At 76.0% G+C, this 24,464-nt stretch carries 8 protein-coding genes; 2 read left to right on the plus strand and 6 right to left on the minus strand.

The window, feature by feature from the left end:
• Positions 1 to 39 precede the first annotated feature (39 nt).
• The 4 genes from OO47_RS14065 to OO47_RS14080 form a co-directional block, all read right to left on the minus strand.
• Entirely contained in the window at positions 40 to 1,620 is a 1,581-nt protein-coding gene (locus OO47_RS14065) for an amidohydrolase (RefSeq protein WP_030213597.1), read from the minus strand.
• 189 nt (positions 1,621 to 1,809) lie between these two features.
• Entirely contained in the window at positions 1,810 to 2,667 is an 858-nt protein-coding gene (locus tag OO47_RS14070; protein WP_030213600.1) for an ABC transporter ATP-binding protein, read from the minus strand.
• Positions 2,664 to 3,770 carry a FecCD family ABC transporter permease gene (locus OO47_RS14075; protein WP_051715982.1) on the minus strand — a complete coding sequence of 369 codons (1,107 nt, stop codon included), beginning with the start codon at positions 3,768 to 3,770 and terminating at the stop codon, positions 2,664 to 2,666. The genes OO47_RS14070 and OO47_RS14075 overlap by 4 nt, the downstream gene beginning before the upstream one ends.
• Complete coding sequence (locus OO47_RS14080) at positions 3,767 to 4,843, minus strand: FecCD family ABC transporter permease (protein WP_030213611.1); 1,077 nt, start codon at positions 4,841 to 4,843, stop codon at positions 3,767 to 3,769. Before OO47_RS14080 ends, OO47_RS14075 begins: the two co-directional genes overlap by 4 nt.
• 258 nt (positions 4,844 to 5,101) lie before the next feature.
• Here OO47_RS14080 and OO47_RS14085 point away from each other — a divergent pair, with 258 nt between their 5' ends.
• Positions 5,102 to 6,799, plus strand: a complete 1,698-nt coding sequence (locus OO47_RS14085) for an ABC transporter ATP-binding protein (RefSeq protein WP_030213612.1) — start codon at positions 5,102 to 5,104, stop codon at positions 6,797 to 6,799.
• A gap of 62 nt (positions 6,800 to 6,861) precedes the next feature.
• A complete protein-coding gene (locus OO47_RS14090; RefSeq protein WP_106969404.1) occupies positions 6,862 to 8,703 on the plus strand; it encodes an ABC transporter ATP-binding protein in 1,842 nt (613 codons plus the stop codon).
• Between the two features lie 100 nt (positions 8,704 to 8,803).
• On the opposite strand, the gene OO47_RS14095 is transcribed toward OO47_RS14090, so the two are convergent.
• Complete coding sequence (locus OO47_RS14095) at positions 8,804 to 23,164, minus strand: non-ribosomal peptide synthetase (RefSeq protein WP_030213618.1); 14,361 nt, start codon at positions 23,162 to 23,164, stop codon at positions 8,804 to 8,806.
• A 132-nt stretch (positions 23,165 to 23,296) separates the two neighbouring features.
• Positions 23,297 to 24,355, minus strand: a complete 1,059-nt coding sequence (locus OO47_RS14100) for an iron-siderophore ABC transporter substrate-binding protein (RefSeq protein ID WP_051715984.1) — start codon at positions 24,353 to 24,355, stop codon at positions 23,297 to 23,299.
• Positions 24,356 to 24,464 lie beyond the last annotated feature (109 nt).

Consider the following 24,464-nt stretch of genomic DNA (forward strand, 5'->3'; position numbering starts at 1 on the left):
GCGGCCGGGCCGGGTGTCGGCCCGGGGGCCGGGGGGCGCTCACAGGTTCTTCCCCTCCGTCGCCTCCCGGCCGTCCACGAAGGTCGCCACGACCTCGATGTCCCCGATCCGGGAGGGGTCGACGGCGTGCGGGTCGTCGCCGAGGACGACGAGGTCCGCGCGCTTGCCCGGGGTCAGGCTGCCCGCGCTGTCGTCCCACCGGCAGGCGTGGGCGCCGGCGACCGTGTAGGCGTGCAGGGCCTCGTCGACGGTGATCGCCTCGTCCGGGCCGATCGGGCGGCCGGAGAGGGAGGCCCGCTCGACCATGAACTGGATCGCCCGCAGCGGCGATCCGTCGGCGACGGGCCGGTCGGAGCTGCCGACGAGCGTGACGCCGTGGTCGAGGAAGCCGCGTCCCCGGTACATCCAGGGGGCCCGGCGCGGGCCCATGACCGTGGCGTAGTCGTCGCCGAAGTACCGCAGGAAGTTGGGCTGGACGACGGCGCCGAGGCCGAGCCGGGCGAGGCGCGGGAGCTGGTCGGGCCGGATCAGGCCGGCGTGCTCGATCCGGTGGCGGGCGTCGGGGCGGGGCCGCAGCTCCTGGGCCCGTTCCAGGGCGTCCAGGGCGAGGTCGGCGGCGCGGTCCCCGATGGCGTGGACGGCGAGCTGCCAGCCGGCGAGGTGTCCGTCCACGATGAGGGAGGCGAGGTGCTCGGGGTCGGCCTGGAGCTGCCCGGTGCCGTCCGTGCCCTCGTACGGCTCGGTGAGCGCGGCCGTACGGGCCATCATGCCGCCGTCGGTGTAGATCTTGAGGGCCCCGACGGAGAGCCAGTCGTCCCCGAAGCCCGTGCGCAGGCCGAGGTCGAGGCCGCGGGGGATGCCGTCCCGCTCGTGGGCGCCGAGCGGCTTGAGGGTGTCGGCGCCCGGCATGAGCTGGACGCGCAGGGGCAGCCGCCCCCGGTCCCGCAGGAGTTGGTAGGCGCCGAGCTCGGCGGGGCTGTGGCCGAGCAGTCCGCCGCCGATGCCCGCCTCGGCGCAGGCGGTGACGCCCTCGGCGAGGCAGACGCGCCCGGCGTGCTCGACGGCGTCGGCCAGCTCCTCCTGCGCGTACGGGAGGCGGAGCCGGCGCACGGCGCCCATCGCGCTCTCCACGAGGAGCCCGTCGTCGTGGGGGACGTCGGCGGGGAGCAGGTCGAGGACGGCGCCGTTGACGACGCAGGCGTGGCCGGAGGTGTGCATGAGGAAGATCCGGTGGCCCGCGGCGACCCGGTCGAGGTCGGCGGCGGTCAGGTGCCGGCCGAGGGCCCGCTGGTCGTAGTCCCCGACGTGGACCCAGGCGCCGGGCGTGTTCCTGCGGGCGACCGCGTCCGCGACGACGGCGAGGGCGTCCTCGATCCGCTCGACTCCGGCGAGGCTCGGGGAAGCCGCCTTCAGGCCCGTCCACGCCAGGTGCACGTGGCTGTCGATGAAGCCGGGGAGCACGGTGGCGCCCTGGAGGTCGACGACCTCGCGCGCGGGCAGGCCGCTCACGGCCTCGTCGAGACCGGCGATCCGGCCGTGCCAGATGCCCAGGTCGTGGGCGATCGGGTGGTCGGGGTCCATGGTGAGGAAGCGCGCGTTGGTGAGTCGGGTGCACAGCATCATGGGCGGGTCCCGTCCCTAGGGGGTCGTGCCTCGGTCGTGCGTCAGGGGTCTCGCCCCGGGGCGTTCTGCCTCAGGGGTCTCGCCCCGGGGCGTTCTGCCTCAGGGGTCTCGCCCCGGGGCGTTCTGCCTCAGGGGGCTCGTCCCGGGGGCGTCCTGCCTCAGAGGTCTCGTCCCGGGGGTCCTGCCTCAGGGCGTCCTGGTGAGCACCGTGCCGCCGGTGGTGCCCTCCGCGTCGTACCGCCGGGGTGCGGCGGGCACCATGAGCGGGGTGCCGGTCTCGGGGTCGTCGATGATCCGGCAGGGCAGTCCGAAGACGTCCTCGACCAGTTCGGCGGTCATGACGGCGGCCGGGTCGCCCTGGGCGGCGACGACGCCGCCGGGGCGCATCACGATGAGGTGGGTGGCGTAGCGGCAGGCCTGGTTGAGGTCGTGCAGGACGGCCACGACGGTGTGGCCCTTGCGGGCGTGGAGTTCGGCGCACAGGTCGAGGACCTCGACCTGGTGGGCGATGTCGAGGAAGGTGGTGGGCTCGTCGAGGAGCAGGACGGAGGTCTGCTGCGCCAGGACCATGGAGAGCCAGACGCGCTGGCGCTGGCCGCCGCTGAGGTCGTCGACGGGCCGGTCGGCGAGGTCGAGGACGCCGGTCTGGCGCATGGCCTCGGTGACGGCCGCCTCGTCCTCGGCGGACCACTGCTTCAGGAGCCGCTGGTGCGGGTAGCGGCCGCGGGCGACGAGGTCGCCGACGGTGATGCCGCCGGGCGCGCTGGAGGACTGCGGGAGCAGGCCGAGGCGGCGGGCGACCTCGCGGGAGCGGTACGAGGAGATGGCGGCGCCGTCGAGGTAGACCTGTCCGGCCTTGGGGGTGAGCATCCGGGCGAGCGCCGAGAGGAGGGTGGACTTGCCGCAGGCGTTGGGCCCGACGATGACCGTGAAGGAGCGGTCGGGGATGTCGACGCTGAGGGAGGTGGCCACCGTCCGCCGGTCGTAGGAGAGGGTGAGGTCCTCGGCGCGCAGCCGGGGGCCGGAGGGGTTCTTCGCGGTCATGCGCGGCTCTTTCGCGACTCGGTGATCAGCAGCCGGATGAGGTAGATCCCGCCGAGGGCGCCGGTCGCCGTGCCGACGGGGAGGAGCGCGGGCGCGAAGGCCCGCTGGACGACGAGGTCGCTCAGGGCGAGCAGGACGGCGCCCATGAGGGCGGAGGAGAGGAGCGCGGGCGCGGGCGATCCGGTGAGCCGGCGGACCACCTGGGGGGCGGCCAGGGCGACGAACCAGATGGGGCCGGTCACGGCGGTGGCGAACGCGGCGAGGGCGACGCCGATGACGAGGAGCGTCGTCCGGGTGCGGTGGACGTTCACACCGAGCGCGGTGGCGGTGAGGTCCCCCATCTCCACCAGGGCGAGGCGGCGGGAGAGGAGGAGGGCCGGGGGCAGCAGGACGGCGAGGGCGAGGCCGATCGCGTTGGCGTGCGTCCACGTCCGGTTGCCGAGGCTGCCGATCAGCCAGGACTGGGCCTCCAGGGCCTCCTGGAAGGTGGCCCGGGTGATCAGGTACGAGTTGACGGCGAGGAGCAGGGCGCTGACGCCGACTCCGATGACGACGAGGCGGAAGCCCTGGAGTCCGCGGCCGATCATGAGGAGGTGGACGGCGAGGGCGGTGGCGAGACCGCCGGCCAGGGCGCCGAGGGCGATCTGGGTCATGCTGCCGTGCAGGAGGACGATGACGACGAGGGCGCCGACGGCGGAGCCGTTGGTGAAGCCGATGATGTCGGGGCTGCCCAGGGAGTTGCGGGTGAGGCTCTGCAGGATCGCCCCGCTCACGGCGAGGGCCGCTCCGACGAACACCGCGGTCAGGACGCGGGGCATCCGGAGGGTGTTGACGACGAAGTCGGCGGCCCCGGTGTCGTTGCCGGTGAGGGCGCGGAGGACCTCCCCGACGGTGAGCGGGAAGTCCCCGGTGGTGAGGGTGGTGCCGACGACGAGGACCAGGGCGGCGAGCAGCAGGGCGGTGACGGCGACGGTGCGGCCCCGCACGCGCAGGGAGACGGCGCCGCGGCCGGCGCGGACGACCCGGCCGCCGACGACGCGGGGCGCGGGGGCCCCGGCCGGTCCGGGCGCGGCGGCCTTCGCCTCTCGTACGGGAACGCTCACAGCATCACCAGCTTCCGTCGGCGGCAGAGCGCGATGAACAGGGGGGCGCCGATGAAGGCGGTGACGATGCCGACCTGGACCTCGCCGGGGGCGCCGAGGACGCGGCCGAGGACGTCGGAGCCGATGAGCAGGACGGGGGCGAGGAGCATCGAGTACGTGAGGACCCAGCGCTGGTCGGGGCCGACGACGAAGCGGGCGATGTGCGGGACGGCCAGGCCGACGAAGCCGATCGGTCCGGCGGCGGCGGTGGCGGCCCCGCACAGCAGCATCACGGCGAGGGCGGCGAGGAGCCGGGTGCGGCCGACGTTCACGCCGAGGGCGCGCCCCACCTGGTCGCCCATGGCGAGGGCGTTGAGGGAGGGGGCGAGGAGGAGCGCGACGACCAGGCCGGTGGCGACGAACGGCAGGACCAGGAGGACGATGTCGTGGTAGCGGCCCGCGAGGGAGCCGACCGTCCAGAAGCGGAACTGGTCGAAGGCCTCCGGGTCGAAGAGCAGCACGCCCCAGTTGAAGGCGTACAGGACGGCGGTGACGGCCGCTCCGGCGACGACGAGCCGGTCGGGGGTGGCGAGCGTGCGGCCGGAGGAGCCGAGCAGGTGGACGCCGACCGAGGCGGCGGCGGCTCCGGCGAGGGCGAACCAGACGTAGCCGAGGGGCGAGGCCACGCCCAGGAAGGCGATGGCCACGACGACGCCGGCGGAGGCGCCCAGGTTCACCCCGAGCAGTCCGGGGTCGGCGAGCGGATTGCGCGTCAGGGCCTGCATCAGCGCGCCCGACAGGCCGAGCGCCGCTCCGACGAGGAGGCCGAGGAGGGTGCGGGGGACGCGGTAGTCGTGGACGATGACGGAGGCCTCGGAGCCGTCGGGGTGCCACAGCAGTTCCCAGGTGGAGGCGAAGGGGATGCCCCGGGTGCCCACCCAGACGCTGAGCAGGGAGACGAGGAGCAGCGCTCCGAGCGTCACGAGGAGTCCCAGGCCGCGCAGGGCGGCGGTGGCCGGGCGCACGGGGGGCGCGGCGGGCCCGCCGGGGCCGTCGGTCCTTCCTCCGGGCGCCGTCTGGATTTCGACGGACAACGGCCACTCCCCCTGACGGCGGTTCGCGCCCCCGCCCGGCCGTGGGGCCCAAGGCGGTTGCGCCGCACGCGACTTGACGTGCCGAGCAGGTCGACTTAGGTGAGCCTAACCGCATCGCCCCGGCGGGTCAACGCGGCCTCCGGGCCGCCGGTCGCGCACGCGTCCCCGGCGCCCCGCGGTGTCCTGTTCGACCTCTTGGCAGCACTCCTCGTCAAGGTAGCCTTACCTAACCATCTTCTCTCTTCGTGGAGGCTCCGCATGCCCGCTGGAGGACCAACGGGGGGCCACGTCCTCCGGAGAGCGCTCGGCGACCAGCGCCGCCGGGTCGGCGGGGCGTCGCTCCTCGCCATGGCCCACCAGGCGTGCGAGGCCCTCGTGCCGGTCGTCATCGGCCTGACCATCGACGAGGCGGTGGGGACCGGGTCCGCCGGAGCGCTGCTGCGCTGGCTGCTCGTCCTCGCCGCGCTCTTCCTGGTGCTCTCCACCTGCTACCGGATCTCCGCCCGGTTCGCCGAGGGGGCGGGCGAGAGCGCCGCGCACCGGATCCGGCAGGACCTCGCCGCCCGGGTCCTCGACCCGAGGGGCGGCGCCGACACCGGCCGGCTCCCGGGCGCGCTGACCGCCGTCGCGACCGGCGACGCCCGCCGGGTCGGCTCGGTCGCCTCCGCCCTGCCGTACGCGCTGTCCGCGCTCGCCGGACTCGCCGTCAGCGCGGTGGCCCTGCTCCGCACCTCCGTCCCGCTCGGGCTGCTCGTCCTCCTCGGCGTGCCGCCCCTGCTGTGGATCGGCCATCTCATCAGCCGGCCGCTGGAGCGGCGCAGCGAGGCCGAGCAGGAGCACGCCGCCCACGCGTCGGGGGTCGCCGCCGACCTGGTGGCGGGGCTGCGCGTCCTGAAGGGCATCGGCGCCGAGGGCGCGGCGGTGGCCCGGTACCGGGAGACGAGCCGGAGCTCGCTGGCCTCGGCGCTGCGGGCGGCGAACAGCCGGGCCTGGCACGACGGGGCCATCCTCGCCCTGACGGGCGTCTTCATCGCGGTGATCGGCCTGTTCGGCGCCCATCTGGCGATGCGCGGCACGATCAGCGTGGGCGAGCTGGTGGCGGCCGTCGGCCTCGCCCAGTACCTCCTGGGTCCCTTCCAGCTCCTCACCTACGTCAACGGCGAGTTCGCGCAGGCCCGCGCCTCGGCCGACCGGATCGCAGAAGTGCTCGCCTCTCCCCCGGCCGTCGCCGCCGGGACGATCCCGCTCCCCTCCCCCGTCGCCGGGCGGCTGCGGCTGCGGGGCCTGACCCACGGCGCGCTGCGCGGCCTCGACCTCGACGTCGCGCCCGGCAGCGTCGTCGGCGTGGTCGCCCGGGACCCGGCCGCCGCGAACGACCTGCTGCTCTGCCTGGGCCGCGAACGGGAGCCCGACGCCGGGACCGTGGAGCTCGACGGCGTCCCGCTGGCCGACCTCGACCCCGGCGAGGCCCGCCGGGCGGTCCTGGTCGCCCACCACGACGCCGACCTGTTCGAGGACAGCCTCCTCGCCAACGTACGGGCCGGGGCGGACGGCGACGCGCCGGACGTCGGCCCGGCGCTCGCCGCCGCGGCGGCCGACGACGTCGCCGAGGCCCTGCCCGACGGCGTGGACACCGTCCTGGCCGAGCGGGGCCGTTCGCTCTCCGGCGGCCAGCGCCAGCGGGTCGCGCTCGCCCGGGCCCTGGCCGCCGACCCGCCGGTCCTGGTCGTCCACGACCCGACCACGGCCGTCGACACGGTCACCGAGGCCCGCATCGCCGTCCGGCTGCGGGAGCTGCGCCGGGGCCGCACCACGGTCCTGGTCACCACCAGCCCGGCCCTGCTCGCCGGGACCGACGTCGTGGTGGTGCTCGACGGGGGGAGGGTGACCGCCGAGGGCAGCCACCCGGAACTCGTCGCCTCCCACGCGACGTACCGCTCGGCGGTGCTGGCATGACGGCCGGCCGCGACGCGACCGCCCCGGGCGCCGGCGCGAAGGACGAGGACGAAGGACGGACGATGAGCGGATCCGGCACGCCCGAGCGGGCGCCCCTGCCCACCGCGACCGGCACGACCGGCAGCGCGCCCGAGCGGGCCCTCCTGCCCACCGCGACCGGCGCGCAGACCCTCGCCGTCGTGCGCGGGCTGCTGCGCCGCCACCGGCTGCTCGCCGTGGCCTCGCTGACCGTCCTGGTCGCCGGCACCGGCATCGGGCTGCTGACCGCCCCGCTGCTGGGCCGGATCGTGGACCTGGTCGTGGACCGCGTCGGCACGGCCGCGCTGACCGTGCCGATGGCGCTGCTCCTCGCGGTGGCCGTGGCCCGGGGCGTGGCGACCGCCGTCGGCAAGTCGCTGGTGGCCCGGCTCGGCGAGACGGTCCTCGCGGACCTGCGGGAGCGGTTCATCGCGCGGGCGCTGCGGCTGCCGCTCGAACGGGTCGAGAAGGCCGGCTCGGGCGACCTGACGGCCCGGGTGACGGGCGACGTGACGCTGATCGCGCGGGCGGTCCGGCAGGCGCTGCCCGAGTTCGCGAACGCCTTCCTCACCATCGTCCTCACCCTGGTGGGCCTGACCGTCCTGGACTGGCGGTTCCTGCTCGCCGTCCTCGTCGCCGTCCCGGTGCACGTCCTGACCGTCCGCTGGTACATCCCGCGCGCGGCGAGGATCTACGCCGAGCACCGGGTGGCGACCGGCGCCCTCCAGCACCAGCTGCTCGACAGCGTCGGCGGCGTCCGCACCGTACGGGCGTTCCGGCTGGCCGACCGCCACGCGGACCTGCTGGAGAAGCGGTCGGGGGCGGCCGTCGACCTGGCGGCGAGCGGCATGCGCCTGGTCTCCGGCTTCTTCTCCCGTCTGAACGCCGCCGAGTTCCTGGGCATGGCCTCGATCCTCGTCACCGGCTTCCTCCTCGTCGACGCCGGTTCGGTGAGCATCGGCACGGCCACGGCGGCGGCGCTCTACTTCCACGGCCTGTTCAACCCGATCAACGCCGCGCTCTTCCTCATCGACGACGCCCAGTCCGCCGGGGCGAGCCTGGCCCGCCTGGTCGGCGTGTCGAGCCTGCCGGCCGAGCGGGAGCCCGAGGCGCGGCCCGCCGCGCCGGTGGACGGCTCGGTCAAGGTGACGGGCCTCGGCCACGCCTACGTGGACGGCCACCCGGTGCTCCACGGGGTGGACCTCGACGTGCGGTGCGGCGAGCGCGTCGCCCTGGTCGGCGCCAGCGGCGCGGGCAAGACCACGCTCGCCAAGCTGATCGCGGGCGTCCACGAGCCGGCGTCCGGCACGATCGCCCTGGGCGGCGTGGACAGCCGCGAACTGGGCCCCGCCGGAGTGCGGCGGGCCGTCACCCTGATCAGCCAGGAGGTGCACGTCTTCTCCGGCACCCTCGCCGAAGACCTGCGCCTGGCCCGTCCGGAGGCCACGGACGAGGAGCTGCGCGCGGCCCTGGACCACGTCGGCGCACTGGAGTGGGCCGACGCGCTCCCCGAGGGACTCGCGACGGTCGTGGGCGAGGGCGGCCACCGGCTCACGGTGACGCAGGCCCAGCACCTGGCCCTGGCCCGGCTCGTCCTCACGGACGCGCCGGTCGCCCTCCTCGACGAGGCCACCGCCGACGCGGGCAGCGCGGGCGCCCGGGTCCTGGAGGCCGCCGCGCTGCGCGCCCTGGAGGGCCGCACGGGCCTGATGGTGGCCCACCGGCTCCCGCAGGCCGCCGCGGCGGACCGGATCGTCGTCCTCGACGGGGGCCGGGTCGTCGAGACCGGCACCCACGACGAACTGGTCGCGGCGGGCGGACACTACGCCGGACTGTGGTCGGCCTGGTCCGACAGCCGCCGCGAGCCGGCCGCCGTACGGGACTGACGGAACGGGTGTGGTCCCCCTCCCACCAGGAGGGGGACCACACCCGTTTCCGGAGCTCAGCCCCGCCCGCCCGCCGGGACCGTCGGGCGCGGGTCGGCGGTCATGCGTCGCCGCCCCTCGTCCCCATGGCGGTGAACAGCTCCGAGACCGGCTCCTCCGGGTCGGCGACCACGGCGCGCAGCAGCGCCCGGAGCTCGTCGGCGAACCGGCGCGCCCCGGCGGCGCCGAGCAGGTCGGTCGCGTGGACGAGGACGCAGTGGACCGGGCCCTCCCCCAGCGGCTCGTAGAAGCCGAGCGTCAACCGGGCCCGGGCGGCGCCGGTCGGCACGGCGTCCAGGGAGCCGACGCCGCCCTCCAGGCGGTCCAGGTCCGCCTGTTCGTGGTGGATCACCATGACCTGCGGGCCCTCCGGGGGCAGTCCGGCCGCCCGGGCCACCTCCTCGAAGGGGACCTCCTGGTGGTCGAGGGCGCTCAGGGTGGTCTCCCGCACCCGGGCGAGGAGTTCGGCGAAGGTGGGGTCCCCGGCCGTGTCGGTGCGCAGGACGAGCGTGTTGAAGAAGCAGCCCACCAGGTCCGCGAGCCGGTCGTCCGTACGGCCCGCGACCATCGTGCCGAGCGGCAGGTCCGTGCCCGCGCCGTGGGCGGTGAGCAGGGCCGCCAGGGCGGAGTGCAGGACCATGAACATGCTGGTGCCGGTCGTCCGGGCCAGCTCGTCCACGGCCGCGTGCAGCTCCTCGTCCAGGACGAAGCCGACGCGGCCCGCGCCGGACGCGGACGTGTGCGGGGCGTCGGTCGGGAGCGCCGGTCCGGCCGGCGCGTCCTTGAGCGTCCGCCGCCAGTACGCGAGCTGGCGGGCCGCCCTGCTGGCCGGGTCGGCCGGGTCGCCGAGGACCTCGCGGGCCCAGCGGGCGTAGTCGGCGTACGCGACGGGCAGCGGCTCCCAGTCGGGCGCCCGGCCCTCCGTACGGGCCGTGTACGCGGAGGTCAGGTCGCGGAAGAGGGGGACGACCGACCATTCGTCGACGGCCAGGTAGTGCAGGGCCAGGAGCAGCGCCTGCCGTCCGTCGGGGCCGGTCAGGAGGTGGGCCCGCAGCGGGGCCTCGCGGTCCGCCTCGGGGGCCCCCGCCGCCAGTGCGCGCAGCCGGGCCTCCGGGTCCGCGCTCTCCTCCCGTACGAGGACCGGCGGCGCGGCGTCGGTGAGGTGCAGGACGCCGTCGCGTTCGGCGAAGGCGGTGCGCAGCGGCTCGTGGCGGGCCGCCACGTCGGCGAGCGCGGCCGCCAGGGCGTCCGCGTCCAGACCCCCGGGCGAGCGGAGCACCAGGGCGTGGTCGAAGGCGGGGGCGCGGCGGTACGCGTCCCACTGGAGGCGCTGGACGGGCGCGGCGGGCCGGGGGCCCTCGGGGGCCCCGGCGGGCAGCAGCGCGGGGCGGGCCGCGGCGGCGCCCTTCAGCTTGGCCTCCAGGCCGGCGACCGTGAGGGCGTCGAAGACGTCGCGGATGCTCAGCTCGACCCCGAACGCGGCGCGGATGCGGCCCAGGAGCCGCATCGAGGCCATGGAGTGGCCGCCGAGCGCGAAGAAGTTGTCGTGGACCCCGACCCGGTCGAGCCGCAGGATCTCGCGGAACAGCTCCGCGAGCTTCTCCTGCGTCGCGTTCGCCGGGCGGGTGTCGCCGGTCATGGCGGCCCAGTCCGGCGCAGGCAGCGCCTTCCGGTCGAGCTTGCCGTTGGGCGTGAGGGGCAGCGGTCCTCCGAGCGGGACGACGAGCGCCGGGACCATGTACTCCGGCAGGACGCCGGCCACGTGGGCGCGCAGCTCCTGCGGGTCGGGCTCCCCCTCCCCCGCCTCCGGGACCGCGTAGCCGACCAGGCGCACGATGTCGCCGTCGCGGTCGGCCACCACGGCGGCCTGGGCCACCGACGGGTGGGAGGCGAGCGCCGCCTCGATCTCGCCGAGTTCGATGCGGAACCCCCGTACCTTCACCTGGGTGTCGACGCGGCCGAGGAAGTCCACGTTGCCGTCGGCGCGCCAGCGGGCGCGGTCGCCGGTGCGGTACATGCGGCTGCCGGGCGGGCCGTACGGGTCGGCCACGAACCGCTCCGAGGTCAGGCCCGGCTTGCCGAGGTAGCCGCGCGCGAGGCCGCGCCCGGAGACGTACAGCTCGCCCGCGACGCCGGGCGGGACCGGCCTGAGGCGCTCGTCCAGGACGTAGCAGCGGGTGTTGGGGTCGGGCCGGCCGATGGGGACCCGGCCGGACGGGCGGCCCGGGTGCTCGCGGGCGGACCACAGGGTGGAGTTGACGGTCGCCTCGGTCAGCCCGTACGCGCAGATCAGGTGGGCGGTGGTGCCGAAGCGCTCGAAGAGGTCCGGCGGCACGGTCTCGGTGCCGACGAGGACCGTCGACCCCTCGGGCAGGGCGCAGCCGGGCGGCAGGGCGGAGACGAGGGACGGCGGCAGGATCATGTGGGTGATCCGCTGGTCGGCGAGGAAGTCGGTGAGGGCGGGGCCCGCGACCCGGGCCTCGTCGGTGACGAGGACGAGCCGGCCGCCGTGGCAGAGGGCCATGGCCAGTTCGAAGACGAAGACGTCGAAGCCGACGGAGGCGAACTGCAGGACCCGGCTGTCGCGTTCCAGGCCCATCCGGTCGACGGCGGTGGCGACCAGGCCGGCGATCCCCTCGTGGGGGACGACGACGCCCTTGGGGCGGCCGGTGGAGCCGGAGGTGTAGATGACGTACGCGGCCGAGTCCAGGACGGCGGGTCCGCCGCCGTACGGGGTGTCCGGCAGGTCGCGGAGTGCGGTGGCGGTCTCCGGCGCGTCGAGCAGCAGCACCGGGACGCCCGGCACGGCGGGGATCTTGCCCGCGACCGGTTCGGTGCCGACGACCAGGGCCGCGCGCGCGTCCTCGATCATGTACGCGAGCCGGTCGGCCGGGTGGGCGAGGTCGAGCGGGAGGAACGCGGCGCCCAGCTTCATGGCGGCGAGGACCGCGGCGACCGTGTCGGCCGAGCGGGGCACGGCCACGCCGACCACGCTCTCGGGCCCGACGCCCCGGGCGGCCAGGAGGGCGGCAACGCGGTCGGCGCGGGCGTCGAGTTCGGCGTACGTCACGGGGCGGGAGCGTTCCACGACGGCGATCGCGTCGGGGCGCTCGGCGCGCCGCCGGGCGAAGAGGGCCGGGAAGGTCTCCTCGTCGACCGTGCGGGCCGTGGCGTTGAACTCCTCCAGGACCAGCCGCCGTTCGGCGTCGTCCAGGATCTCGGCCCGGGAGACGGGCCGGTCGGGGGCGGCGACCAGGGCCGCGACGAGGGTCCGGAGGCGTTCCCCGATCCGCTCGGCGGTCTCCCGGTCGAAGAGTTCCGTGGCGAACTCCAGGCGGCAGCCGAGGGAGCCGGGGCCGCCGTCGGCCGGGGTGTGCTCGGTGAAGGAGAAGACCAGGTCGAACTTGGCCGAGCGGATGCGGAAGGGGAGGTGTTCGGCGGTCAGGCCGGGCAGTTCGAGGGCGTCGCCGGTGCGGGCGTGGTATCCGACCATCACCTGGAAGAGCGGGTTGCGGGAGAGCGACCGGGTCGGGTTGAGCTTCTCCACCACCACCTCGAAGGGCACGTCCGCGTGCGAGAACGCGGCGAGGTCGGTCTCCCTGACCCGGGCGAGGAGTGCGGTGAAGCTCGGGTCGCCGCTCAGGTCGGTGCGGAGCACCAGGGTGTTGACGAAGAAGCCGACGAGGTCGTCCAGGGCCTCGTCGCTCCGGCCCGCGATGGGCGCGCCGAGGGGGATGTCGGTGCCGGCGCCCAGGCGGTGCAGGAGGGCGGCCACGGCGGCGTGCGCCACCATGAACATGCTGGCGCCGGTCTCCCGGGCGAGCCGCTTGAGGCCCTCGTGGACGTCGGGGTCGAAGACGACGTCGAGTGCGGCGCCGGTGAAGGCGGGGCGGGCCGGGCGCGGCCGGTCCGCGGGCAGCTCCAGCTCCTCGGGGGCGCCGTCCAGGGCCGTGCGCCAGTACTCCAGCTGCCGGGCGGCCGGGCTGTCCGGTGCGGCGGGGTCGCCGAGGAGGCGCTGCTGCCACAGGGCGTAGTCGGCGTACTGGACGGGCAGCGGCTCCCACTCCGGTGCCGTGCCCGCGGTCCGGGCCCCGTAGGCGGTGGCGAGGTCGCGGAGGAAGGGGCGGTCGGACCACTCGTCGGTGGTGATGTGGTGGAGCAGCAGGATCGCGGCGTGGTCCCCGGGGCCGAGCTCCACGAGCGCGGCGCGCAGCGGGAGTTCGGCGGCGAGGTCGAAGGGCCGGTTGACGGCCGTGTCGACCAGGCCGGGCAGCTCGTCCTCGGTCGCGGTGAGCCGTTCGACGGCGGGCCGCGCCTCCCCGGCGGGCAGCACCCGCTGGAACACCCGGCCGTCGCGCTCCGCGAACACCGTGCGCAGGGCCTCGTGCCGGGCCGTGACGTCGGCCAGGGCGGCCTCCCAGGCGTCGGCGTCGAGGGGGCCGCGCAGCCGCAGGACGAGGGGGAAGTTGTAGGCGGCGGAGGCGGCCTCGATCCGCTGGACGACCCACAGGCGCTGCTGGGCGTGGGAGAGCGGCAGCTCGTCGGGGCGCTCGCCGGCGGTGAGGGCGGGCCGGGCGGGGCCCGAGGCGCGGTCGGCGCGCTCGATCAGCTCGGCGGGCGTGGGGGCCTCGAACAGGTCGCGGATGGCGAGTTCGGCGGCGAGCGCGGTGCGGGCGCGGCTGACGAGGCGGGTGGCGAGGAGCGAGTGCCCGCCGAGGTCGAAGAAGTCGTCGTCGATGCCGACGGTGCCTTCGGGCAGGCCCAGGACCTCGGCGAAGAGGGCGCACAGCGTCTCCTCGCGCGGGGTGCGCGGGGCGCGGCCGGCTCCCGCGGCACGGGCGGGGCCGGGGGCGGGCAGGGCGCGGACGTCGAGCTTGCCGTTGACGGTCAGCGGAAGGGTGGCCACGGCGACGAGCGCGGCCGGGACCATGTAGTCGGGCAGGGCGGTCTTGAGGTGGGCGCGGAGGGCCCGCGGGTCGGGCTCGTCCCGTTCTTCCGGTACGTAGTAGCCGACCAGGCGCTTGGTGCCGGTGCCGGTGTTGACGACGACCGCCGCGTGGGCGACGCCGGGGTGCGCCGACAGGGCCGTGGCGATCTCGCCGAGTTCGACGCGGTAGCCGCGGATCTTGACCTGGTCGTCGGTGCGGCCGAGGAAGTCGAGGAGGCCGTCGGGCCGCTGCCGCACGAGGTCGCCGGTGCGGTACATCCGCTCGCCGGGCGCCCCGAAGGGGTCCGCGACGAAGCGTTCGGCGGTGAGGCCGGGGCGGTCGTGGTAGCCGCGGGCCAGACCGGTGCCCGCGATGTACAGCTCGCCGGGGCAGCCCGGCGGGACCGGGCGCAGCATGGGGTCCAGGACGTGGGCGCGGGTGTTGCGGATGGGCCGGCCGACCGTGGGGGTCGCGCTGTCGGCCGTCGAGCCGCCGAGGGTGTTGATGGTGTACTCGGTCGGCCCGTACAGGTTGTAGCCGTAGCAGCCGTCGGTGTCCCGCAGCCGGTTCCACACCGTGTCGGAGACGGCCTCGCCGCCGAGCAGGACCAGGGCGGGCCGGTGCCGGCCCGTGGCCTCGTCGTGGTCGAGGAGGCCCTCCTCGACGAGCAGCTGGGCGTAGGTGGGGGTGACGTTGACGACGTCGATCCGGTGCCGGTCGCAGTAGGCGACCAGGGCCTCGGCGTCGCGGCGCAGCTCCTCGTCGCAGACGTGCACCTCGTGGCCCTCCACGAGCCAGAGCAGCTCCTCCCAGGACATGTCGAAGGCGAAGGAGACGGTGTGCGCGATGCGCAGACGCCGTCCGCCGGCCGCGGCGACGGCCGGGGCGAAGACCTCCTCCTGGTGGTTGAGCTGCATGTTCGTCAGACCCCGGTAGGGGGTGACGACGCCCTTGGGGCGGCCGGTGGAACCGGAGGTGTAGATGACGTACGCCGGGTGCTCCAGGCGGTCCGGCACGTCGTGCGCGAACGCGGGCCGCTCGGCGTCCGCGAGCGGGCCGCCGTCCAGGGCGGCCAGCTCGGCCACCACGGTCGGGTCGTCCAGGAGGAGTCCGGGCGCGTCCGCGGCGAGGGCGGTGGCGACGGACGCGGTGGAGACCAGGCAGAGCGGGCCGGTGTCCTCGACCATGAGGCGCAGCCGGTCGGCCGGGTGGTCGAGGTCGAGGGGCAGGTAGGCGGCACCGGTGCGCAGGACGGCGAAGAGGGCGGCGACCATGTCGAGGGAGCGGGGCAGCGCGAGGGCCACGACCTTCTCGGGTCCGGCGCCCCGGGCGAGCAGCAGCCGGGCGATCCGGTTGACGCGCGCGTCGAGTGCGGCGTACGTGAGGGAGTCCTCGCCGGAGACCAGGGCGGTGTCGTCGGGGGTGCGGGCGACCTGGGCCGCGAGCAGGTCGGCGACGGTCTCGTTCGGCACGGGCTCGCGTCCGGCGGCGAGTCCGGCCGTCAGGGCGGTGCGCTCGGCCGGGAGCAGCAGGTCGACGGCGGCGGTGCGGACGGTGGCGGCGTCCGGTCCGTCGAGGAGGTCCGCGAGCCGTTCCAGGACGGTCGTGAACCGGTCGAGGACGGTGGTGGCGGCCTCGGCGTCGAACAGGTCGGGGCGGGCCGCCAGGGTGACCCGGAGCCGGGTGCCGGGGGTGACGATCAGGGTCAGCGGGAAGTGGGTGCCGTCGACGTTGGAGACGCCGGTGATGCCGTGGCGGCGCCGGAGTTCGGCGGCCCGGTCCTCGCCGTCGGCGGAACGCAGCACGAAGAGGGTGTCGAAGAGGCGGCGGTGGCCGGTCTCCCGCTGGAGGGTGCCGAGGCCGACGTACTCGTACGGCATGACGGCGGCCCGCTCGCCCTGGAGGCGGCGCAGCAGGTCGAGCAGGGGCTCGTCGGGGGCGAACGCGGTGCGGGCCGGGACGGTGTTGAGGAACATGCCGATGATGCCGGCGGCGTTCGGCAGGTCGGCGGGGCGTCCGGCGACGGCCGTGCCGAAGGCGACGTCGGGGCGGCCGGTGACGGCGGAGAGGACCAGGCCCCAGGCGGCGTTGAGGACCGTGTTCGGGGTGAGGCCGTGACGGCGGGCGGCGGCGCGCAGCCGGTCGGTCGCCTCCTCCGTGAGGACGGCGTCGAAGTCGGCCGGGATGACCGGGCCGGCGTCGCGGCCGGTCGGGGCGACCAGGGTCGGTTCGTCGAAGCCGGCGAGGGCGCCGCGCCAGGCGTCGACGGCTTCGGCGGTGTCCTGGCCGTCCAGCCAGGCGAGGTAGTCGCGGTACGAGCCGGGGGCGGGCAGCCCGGTGGGGTCGCCGCCGTTCTCGTACAGGGTGAACAGCTCCTCCAGGAAGAGCCAGGCGGACCAGCCGTCCCACAGGATGAGGTGGTGGGTGACGACGAGCCGGTCACGTCCTCCGGGGAGGCGGATCAGGCGGAGGCGGCAGAGCGGCGGGGCCGCCAGGTCGAAGCGCCGGCGCCGGTCGGCCGCGAGGAGTTCCTCCACGCGCGCGTGGCCCTCGTCGGCGGGCAGCGCGGACAGGTCGGTCTCGGTCAGCGGGATCTCGGCGCCGTCCACGACGAACTGGACGGGCCGGGGCAGGCCGTCGCCGGTGAATCCGGCGCGCAGGCCCTCGTTGCGGTCCAGGAGGGCCCGGCAGGCGGCGCGCAGCCGGTCGGCGTCGAGGCGGTGGTCGAGGTCCAGGGTCTCCTGCGACAGGTAGACGTCGAGGGCGTCCCCGGTGTCGTAGGTGGCGTGGAAGTACATGCCCTCCTGGAGCGGGGAGAGCGGCCAGACGTCGGTGACGGGCAGTCCCGCCGCGATCTCGGCGACGCGGGCGGTCTCCTCCTCGGTCAGCTCCAGGCCGCCGAGCGGGGCGGCCTGGGCCGGGGGCTCCTGGGGGGTGCCCGCGGCGGCGGTGAGCCGGTCGAGGAGGGCCTGGAGAGCGGGGTCGACGGCCGCGCCCTCCAGGCTCTGCCGGGCGAGGACGGCCTGGAGCGCGGCGGCGGCCTGTCCGGCGTCGGTGGCGGTGACGGTCACGGCCGGGGGCTCGGGGCCTTCCACCGGCTCGGGTGCGGCCGGTGCCGCCGCCGCGAGCGCGGCGGGCGTGCGGTGCCGGAAGACGTCGCGCGGGCTGATCGTGAGTCCCCTCTCGCGGGCCCCGGTCGCGACGGCGATCGAGGTGAGGCTGTCGCCGCCGAGGACGAAGAAGTCGTCGTCGGCGCCGATGTCCGGGATGCCGAGGACGGCGGTGAAGACCTCGCACAGGGCGCGTTCGCGGGCGTCGCGGGGCGCGCGTCCGCCCGCCCGGGGGGCGGCGGAGGGCGAGGGCAGGGCGTTCTGGTCGAGCTTGCCGCTGGGCGTCAGGGGCAGCGCGTCGAGGACGACGACGGCGCTCGGCACCAGCGGGGCGGGCAGGGTGCCGGCGAGCGCGTCGCGCAGGGCGTCGGCGTCCGGCGCGGGCGCGCCGGGGGCGGGCACCGCGTAGCCGAGGAGGGCGCCGTCGCGGACGATCACGGCCGCGCGGGCGACACCGGGCAGGCCGGCGAGGGCGGTCTCGATCTCGCCGGGTTCGACGCGGTTGCCGCGGATCTTGACCTGCCGGTCGGTGCGGCCGAGGTATTCGACGGCGCCGTCGGCCCGGCGGCGGACGAGGTCGCCGGTGCGGTACATGCGGCTGCCGGGCGCCCCGAAGGGGTCGGCGACGAACCGCTCGGCGGTCAGGGCGTGCCGGCCGTGGTAGCCGCGCGCCAGCTGGACCCCGGCGAGGTACAGCTCGCCGGGCACGCCGTCCGGGACGGGCCGCAGGAAGGGGTCGAGCACGTACAGGCGCGTGTTCCAGACGGGCCGGCCGATCGGGACGGCGGGCTCGTCGGCGCCCTCGTACGGGAAGTGCGTGACGTCGACGGCGGCCTCGGTGGGTCCGTACAGGTTGTGCAGCGGTACGGGTCCCCGGCCGGGGCGGGAGGTCAGCTCCGCCCAGCGGCGGGCGTCGGGGCCGGTGAGCGCCTCGCCGCTGCAGAAGGCCCGGCGCAGGGTCGCCGCCCAGTCGGGGCCGCCGGGCGCGGCCTCCAGGGCCTGGACGAAGGCGGCCAGCATCGAGGGGACGAAGTGCAGGGTGGTGATCCGCTCGGCGCGGACCAGGTCGGCCAGGTAGCCGGGGTCGCGGTGGCCGTCGGGGCGGGCGAGGACGACGGCGGCGCCCTCGGTCAGGGCCCAGAAGAACTCCCACACGGACACGTCGAAGCTCGCCGGGGTCTTCTGCAGGACCCGGTCGTCGGCGGTCAGCCCGTACTCCCCCTGCATCCAGGCGAGGCGGTTGACGATCGCCCGGTGGGTGACGGCGACGCCCTTGGGGCGGCCGGTGGAGCCGGAGGTGTGGATGAGGTACGCGGGGTGGTCGGGGCCCGCGTCCGTGCGGGGTGCGTCCGTGTGGGGCAGATCCGTGCGAGGCGCGTCCGTGCGGGGCAGGTCCGGGGCCTCCTCCTCGCGGTCCACGAGGACGGGGGCGGGACCCGGGGCGTCGGGGAGCCGGTCGGCGGCCCCGGCGGTGGTGACGACCGTGCGCGCGCCGGAGTCCGCGAGCACGAACGCGATCCGGTCGGCGGGGTGGTCGAGGTCGACGGGCAGGTAGGCGGCGCCCGCCTTGTGGACGCCGAGGAGGGCGACCACCAGCTCCGCCGAGCGGGGCACCGCGACGGCGACGAACTCCTCGGGGCCCGCGCCCCGGGCCCGCAGCCGCCGGGCGAGGGCCTCGGCACGGCGGTCGAGTTCCGCGTACGTGAGGGTGGTGCCCTCGTACACGACGGCGGGCGCGTCGGGGGTCCGGGCCACCTGCGCGGCGAAGAGCGAGGCGAGGGTGGCGTCCGGGGCGGGCAGCGGGCGGTCCGTGGCGTTCAGTGCGGCGAGCCGTTCCGCCTCCCGGTCCGAGAGGAGACCGATGCGGGCGATCGGGCGGGCGGGGTCGGCGGCGAAGGCGCGCAGCAGCGCCTCGAAGCGGCGCGCGAGGACGGCGACGGTCAGCCGGTCGAGGCGGGCCGGGTCGTGGGTGAAGCGGAGCGACAGGTGCCCGTCGCGGGGCTCGGCGACGAGCGCGAGCGGGTAGTGGACGGCGTCGAGCACTTCGGTGCCGGTGACGAGCGGTTCACGGGCGGGGGCGCCGGCCGGGTGGTTCTCCAGGACGACGAGGGTGTCGAAGAGTTCGCCGCCGCCCGCGAGGCGCTGGATGTCGGCGAGGCCGAGGTGGTGGTGGTCGAGGAGGGCCGCGTGGTCGTCCTGGACGCGGCGCAGCAGCTCCGCGAGGGGTTCGTCGGGGCGCGTCCGGACACGGACGGGGACGGTGTTGACGAAGAGGCCCACGGCCGCGTCCAGGCCCTCGACCTCGGTGGTGCGGCCGGAGACGGTGGTGCCGAAGACGACGTCCCGTGAGCCGGTCAGGCCGCCGAGGAGCAGGGCCCAGGCGCCGTTCAGGACGGTGCTCAGGGTGAGGCCCTCGCGGCGGGCGCGGGCGGTCAGTTCGGCGGTGAGGGCTTCGGGCAGGCGCACGTCGACGCGCTCGGTCCGGGTGCGGGGGGTGTCCGCGCCGCCCCCGGCGGGGGGCCCGGCGAGGAGGGGGAGCCGCGTCGGTTCCTCCAGGCCGGTCAGCGCCTCGCGCCAGGCGGCGCGGGCGGCGTCGCGGTCGCGCGCGGCCAGCCAGGCCAGGTAGGGGCGCGGGTCGGCGGGCGCGGGCAGGGTCTCCCCGGCGTACGCGGCGGTCAGTTCGCGCAGCAGGACGGTGACGGACCAGGCGTCGGCGACGATGTGGTGCAGGGTGAGCAGGAGCCGGTGGCGGTGTCCGTCGCGGACCAGGGTGGCGCGCAGCAGCGGCGGTTCGGCGAGGTCGAAGCCCCGGTCCCGGTCCTGTCGCAGGATCTCGTCCAGGCCGGTGCGGGCCGTGTCCGCCTCGTACCAGGGGAGGACCGCGCGGTCCGCGAGCCGCTGGACGACCTCGCCGCCGGGCAGCTGCCGGAAGGAGGCGCGCAGCAGCGGGTGGCGGTCGAGGAGCAGTCGGAGGGCGTCGCGCAGCCGGTCCGGGTCGACGGGTCCCGCGAGGTCCAGGAGTTCCTGGACCACGTACAGGTCGTCGGCGTCCTCGTCGTACACCGCGTGGAAGAAGAAGCCCTCCTGGAGCGGTGCGACGGGCAGGGCGTCCTCGTCGAGGGCGGTGGCCGGGAGCGGCGCGGGCCCCCCGGTGGCCGGGGCGGCGTGCGCGGCGAGGGCGGCGACCGTGCGGAGCCGGAAGACGTCGCGCGGGGTGAGCGCGAGGCCGGTGGCGCGGGCGCGGTTGACGAGCTGGATCGCGACGATGCTGTCGCCGCCCAGTTCGAAGAAGCTGTCGTGGACGCCGACCGACGGCAGGCCCAGGACCTCGGCGAAGAGGGCGGCGAGCGCGGTCTCGGCGGGGGTGGTGGGGGCGTCGTCGCCGGCCAGGGCGGTCCACCGGGGCTCGGGCAGGGCGCGGCGGTCGAGCTTGCCGTTGGGGGTGAGCGGCAGGGGTCCGTCGAGGCGGACGAGGGCGGAGGGGACCATGGGGGCGGGGAGGGTCGCGGCGATCCGGGCGCGCGCCCCGGCGACGGCGGCGTCGGCCGCCTCCGCGTCCGTGCCGGCCGCGGCCACGAGGTAGCCGACGAGCCGCTTGACGCCCCGGTGGTCGTCGCGGGCCAGGACGGCGGCCTGGGCGATGCCGGGGCAGGCCATGAAGGCGCTCTCGACCTCGCCGGGTTCGACGCGGTGGCCGCGGATCTTGATCTGGCCGTCGGCGCGGCCGAGGAATTCGAGGTTGCCGTCGTGGCTCCAGCGGACCCGGTCGCCGGTGCGGTACATGCGGGCGCCGGGCTCGTCGGCGTACGGGTCGGCGACGAAGCGCTCCGCGGTGAGTCCGGGGCGGCCCAGGTAGCCGCGGGCGAGGCCGCGCCCGCCGACGTACAGCTCGCCCTCGGCGCCGGCGGGGACGGGCCGCAGGGCCGTGTCGAGGACGTAGGCGCGGGTGTTGGGGTCGGGGCGGCCGATGGGGGCGGGACCGGGGCGGTCGGCGTCGGCGGGCCAGAGGGTGGAGTTGACGGTGGCCTCGGTGAGGCCGTAGGCGACGACGACCCGGACGCGTCCGGCCCAGCGGGCGACGAGTTCGCCGGGGACGGCCTCCGTGCCGACGACGAGGACGGAGCCGTCGGGCAGGTCGCACTCCGGCGGCAGCGCGGAGACGAGGGAGGGCGGCAGGATCATGTGGGTGGCGCGGTGGCGGGCGATGTAGTCCGTGAGGGCCGGTCCGGCGACGCGGCGCTCGGTGGGGACGAGGATCGCCCGGCCGCCGACGCACAGGGACATGACGAGGTCCCAGACGGTGACGTCGAAGCCGGCGGAGGCGAACTGCACGATCCGGCTGTCGGCGGTGACGCCGATGCGGTCGGTGGCGGTGGCGATCAGGCTGCCGACGCCGTCGTGGGAGACGACGACGCCCTTGGGGCGGCCGGTGGAGCCCGAGGTGTAGATGACGTACGCGGCGTGGTCGAGCGTCACGGGGACGGCGGGGTCCGCCGGGTCGAGGGCGGCGAGTTCGGCGGCGGTGGCCGGGTCGTCGAGCAGGACGCGGGCGGTGCCGGGCGCGTCGGGCAGGGCGCCGGACAGTGCGCGGGTGGTGACGACCGTGCGGGCGCCTGCGTCCTCCAGCATGTAGGCGATGCGGTCCCGGGGGTGGTCGGCGTCGAGCGGCAGGTAGGCGGCGCCTGCCTTCATGACGGCGAGGAGGGCGACGACCAGGTCCGGGGAGCGGGGCAGGGCGACGGCGACGACGTCCTCGGGGCCGGCGCCCCGGGCGGCGAGGAGCCGGGCGAGGCGGTTCGCGGCGGCGTCCAGCTCGGCGTACGTCAGCTCCTGGTCCTCGCAGACGAGGGCGACGGCGTCGGGGGCGAGGCGGACCCGCTCGGCGAAGGCGGCGGGCCAGGTCGTCTCGGGGGCGGGCCGGGGCGAGGCGCCGAACTCGCCGAGCAGCCGGGCGCGTTCCTCCGGGGAGGTCAGTTCGATGTGTCCGACGGGCCGGTCGGGGTCCTCGGTGAGGGCGTCCAGGACGGCGAGGAAGTGCCGCCGGTGCCCGGCGAGGGCCGCCCCGTCGCAGGCGTCGGCGTCCGCGTCGAAGTGGACGCGGAGGCCTTCGGGGCCCCCGGGGTCGCCGAAGGTGAGGGTCAGGTCGCCGACCGGGCCGAGCCAGTGCGGGACGAACTCGGCCTCGGCGCCGTCGAAGCGGACGCCGTCGGGCTGGGGCAGGACGTTGACGGTGGGGCCGACGAGTTCCCGTACGCCGTCGGTGAGGCCGAGGTCCCTGGCGAGGTCCTCGGCACGGTAGCGGCTGTGGGCGAGGAGTTCGGAGACGGCCGTGGCGACGGTGTCCAGGAGCCGGGCGGCGGTGGTGTCGGGGCGGACGGCGAGGCGCAGCGGCAGGATGTTGGAGACCATGCCGGGAACGTCCCGGGTCGCGGGGTCCCGGCGGGCGGTGACGGGGAGGCCGAGCACGAGGTCCCGTTCGCCGGTGGCGCGGTGCAGATGGACGGCGGCGGCGGTGAGCAGGAGGCGGGACGGGGGCACGCCGGCCTCGTCCGCGCGGGCGCACAGCCGGGCGACGGTCTCGGGGCCGAGGACGGCGGTGTCGCGGACGCGGCGGCGCATGGGGGCGGTCGTGCGCGGGACGAGGCGGACGGGTTCGGGCCGGCCGGCCATCCGCTCCCGCCAGTACGCGCGGTCCGCCGCGTGCTGCTCGGAGGAGGTGTACGCGGTGTCGGCGGCGACGAGCCGGGTCAGGGACCAGTCGGGGGCCGGGGCCGCGTCGCCGAGGGTGTGCAGGTCGCCGGCGCGGCGGCTGATCAGGGCGACGCCGGCGCCGTCGATCAGGAGGTGGTGGTAGCGCTGGTACCACCAGATCCGGTCGTCGGCGAGCCGGAGGAGGGCCTGGGCGAACAGCGGGCCGCCGACCGGGTCGGCGGGGCGGTCGGGGCCGGCGAGGGGGTCACGGCCGGTAGAGCGGTCGCGGTCGGCGGGGCGGTCGCGGTCGGTGGGGCGGCCGGGGCCGGCGAGGGGGGCGAGGCCGGCGGGGCGGTCGCGGTCGGCTTCCATCCAGCGGTGGGCGGCCGCCTCCGGGTCGGTCTCGCCCCGCAGGTCGACGTGGGCCACCTCGACGGGGAAGCGGGTGGGGATCTGGCGCGGGGTGCCGTCGGCGTCGATGATCCGGACGTGCAGGCTCTCCGCCTCCTCCACGGCCCGCCGGACGGCGGTCGCGAGGCGGTCGGGGTCGATGTCTCCGCGGAGTCTCAGGACGAACGCGATGTGATAGGCCGAGCCGTCCGGCTCGATCTGCTGGGCCAGCCAGATTCCGGACTGTCCGCCCGCGAGGGGGAGTCCGGCGGCGGTCGTCCGGTCCGACTCGGCGTCAAACATCGTTCGAGGATGCCTTTCCCTGGTGGTGCGTCGGTGGGGTGGAGCGGGGCGCGGCCGCCCGTGCGCACTCCGCCCGTCCGCCGGCCGGTGGCGGGCGACGGACGGGCGGAGGGGTGCGGAGGGGGCCGGCGGTTACTTGACGGCCGTCAGGAGCGGCTCGATCTCGTCGATCGCGTAGGGGATCGAGAGGACCGTGTTGAAGGAGAAGGCGGCGCCGACGTCCGGGTCCTGGTAGGGCACGAACAGGTCGCGCTTCTCCTGGCTGACCTTCAGCTTCCTGTAGAGCGGCTCGGCCTTGATGCGCTCGTTGGCCCCGGTGCTGGAGGTGACCCAGACGAGGCGGTCGGCCTCCAGCACGTTCAGCTTCTCGGCGCTGAGCTCGGCGACGTTCCAGCCCGGCTTGGCGAGGGCGTCGATCTCGGGCTTCAGCGTGAAGCCGAGCTCGGAGAAGAAGATCGCCTTGGGGTCGGTCTTCGTGAAGGCCGAGTACTTTCCGGCCTCGAAGCTGTCGGCCACGGTCAGGGTCTTGCCCGCCCACTCGGGGTGCTTGTCCCGGACGGCCTTGAAGCGGGCGTCGACGTCGGTGATCAGCTTCTCGGTCTCGGGGGTCTTGCCGAGCGCCTTGCCGATCTGGCGGGTCATGACCTGCCAGGGGGCGCCGTAGTCGGGGTGCTCCTTGGGCTGGGCGACGACCTTGGCGATCTTGGAGAGGGTGTCGTACTGCTCCTTCTTCATGCCCGAGTACTGGGCGACGATCAGGTCCGGCTTGAGGGCCGCGATCTTCTCGATGTTGTACTCGTCGCGCTCGCCGACGATCTGCGGCGGGGTCGAGCCCCACTTGTCCCTGGTCCACGGCCACTTGCCGTACGGCTTCTCCTTGAACCAGTCCACCGAGCCGACCGGCTTGACGCCCAGGGCGAGCACCGCGTCCTGGTCGGAGAGGCCGAGCGTGACGACCTTCTTCGGCTCGGCGTCGATGGTCGTGCTGCCGTACTTGTGCTCGACGGTCACCGGGAAGGCGCCGGCGGACGACGTGCTCGCGCTCGGCCCGCCCGACGGCTTGGCGGCCCCCTCGGTCTTCTCCGTGCCGCTCCCACAGGCGGCCAGAGCGAGCGCGGCGGCGACGGCGACGGCCGCGCGGGGGATGTTTCCGGCGAACCGCGCCAGGGCGGGGCGTGTACCAGTGGACACGTGTGTTCCTTTCACGGGGACTTCACGGTGCTGCCGCGCGTCCGGCCGAGGCGCTGCCGGTGGTGCGCGGCGGTGTGTGGGGGGGTGGAACCGAGGGGCGCCCGGGGCC

Origin of the sequence: Streptomyces bikiniensis (assembly GCF_000716625.1) — a bacterium.
In the GTDB taxonomy this organism is placed as follows: domain Bacteria; phylum Actinomycetota; class Actinomycetes; order Streptomycetales; family Streptomycetaceae; genus Streptomyces; species Streptomyces bikiniensis.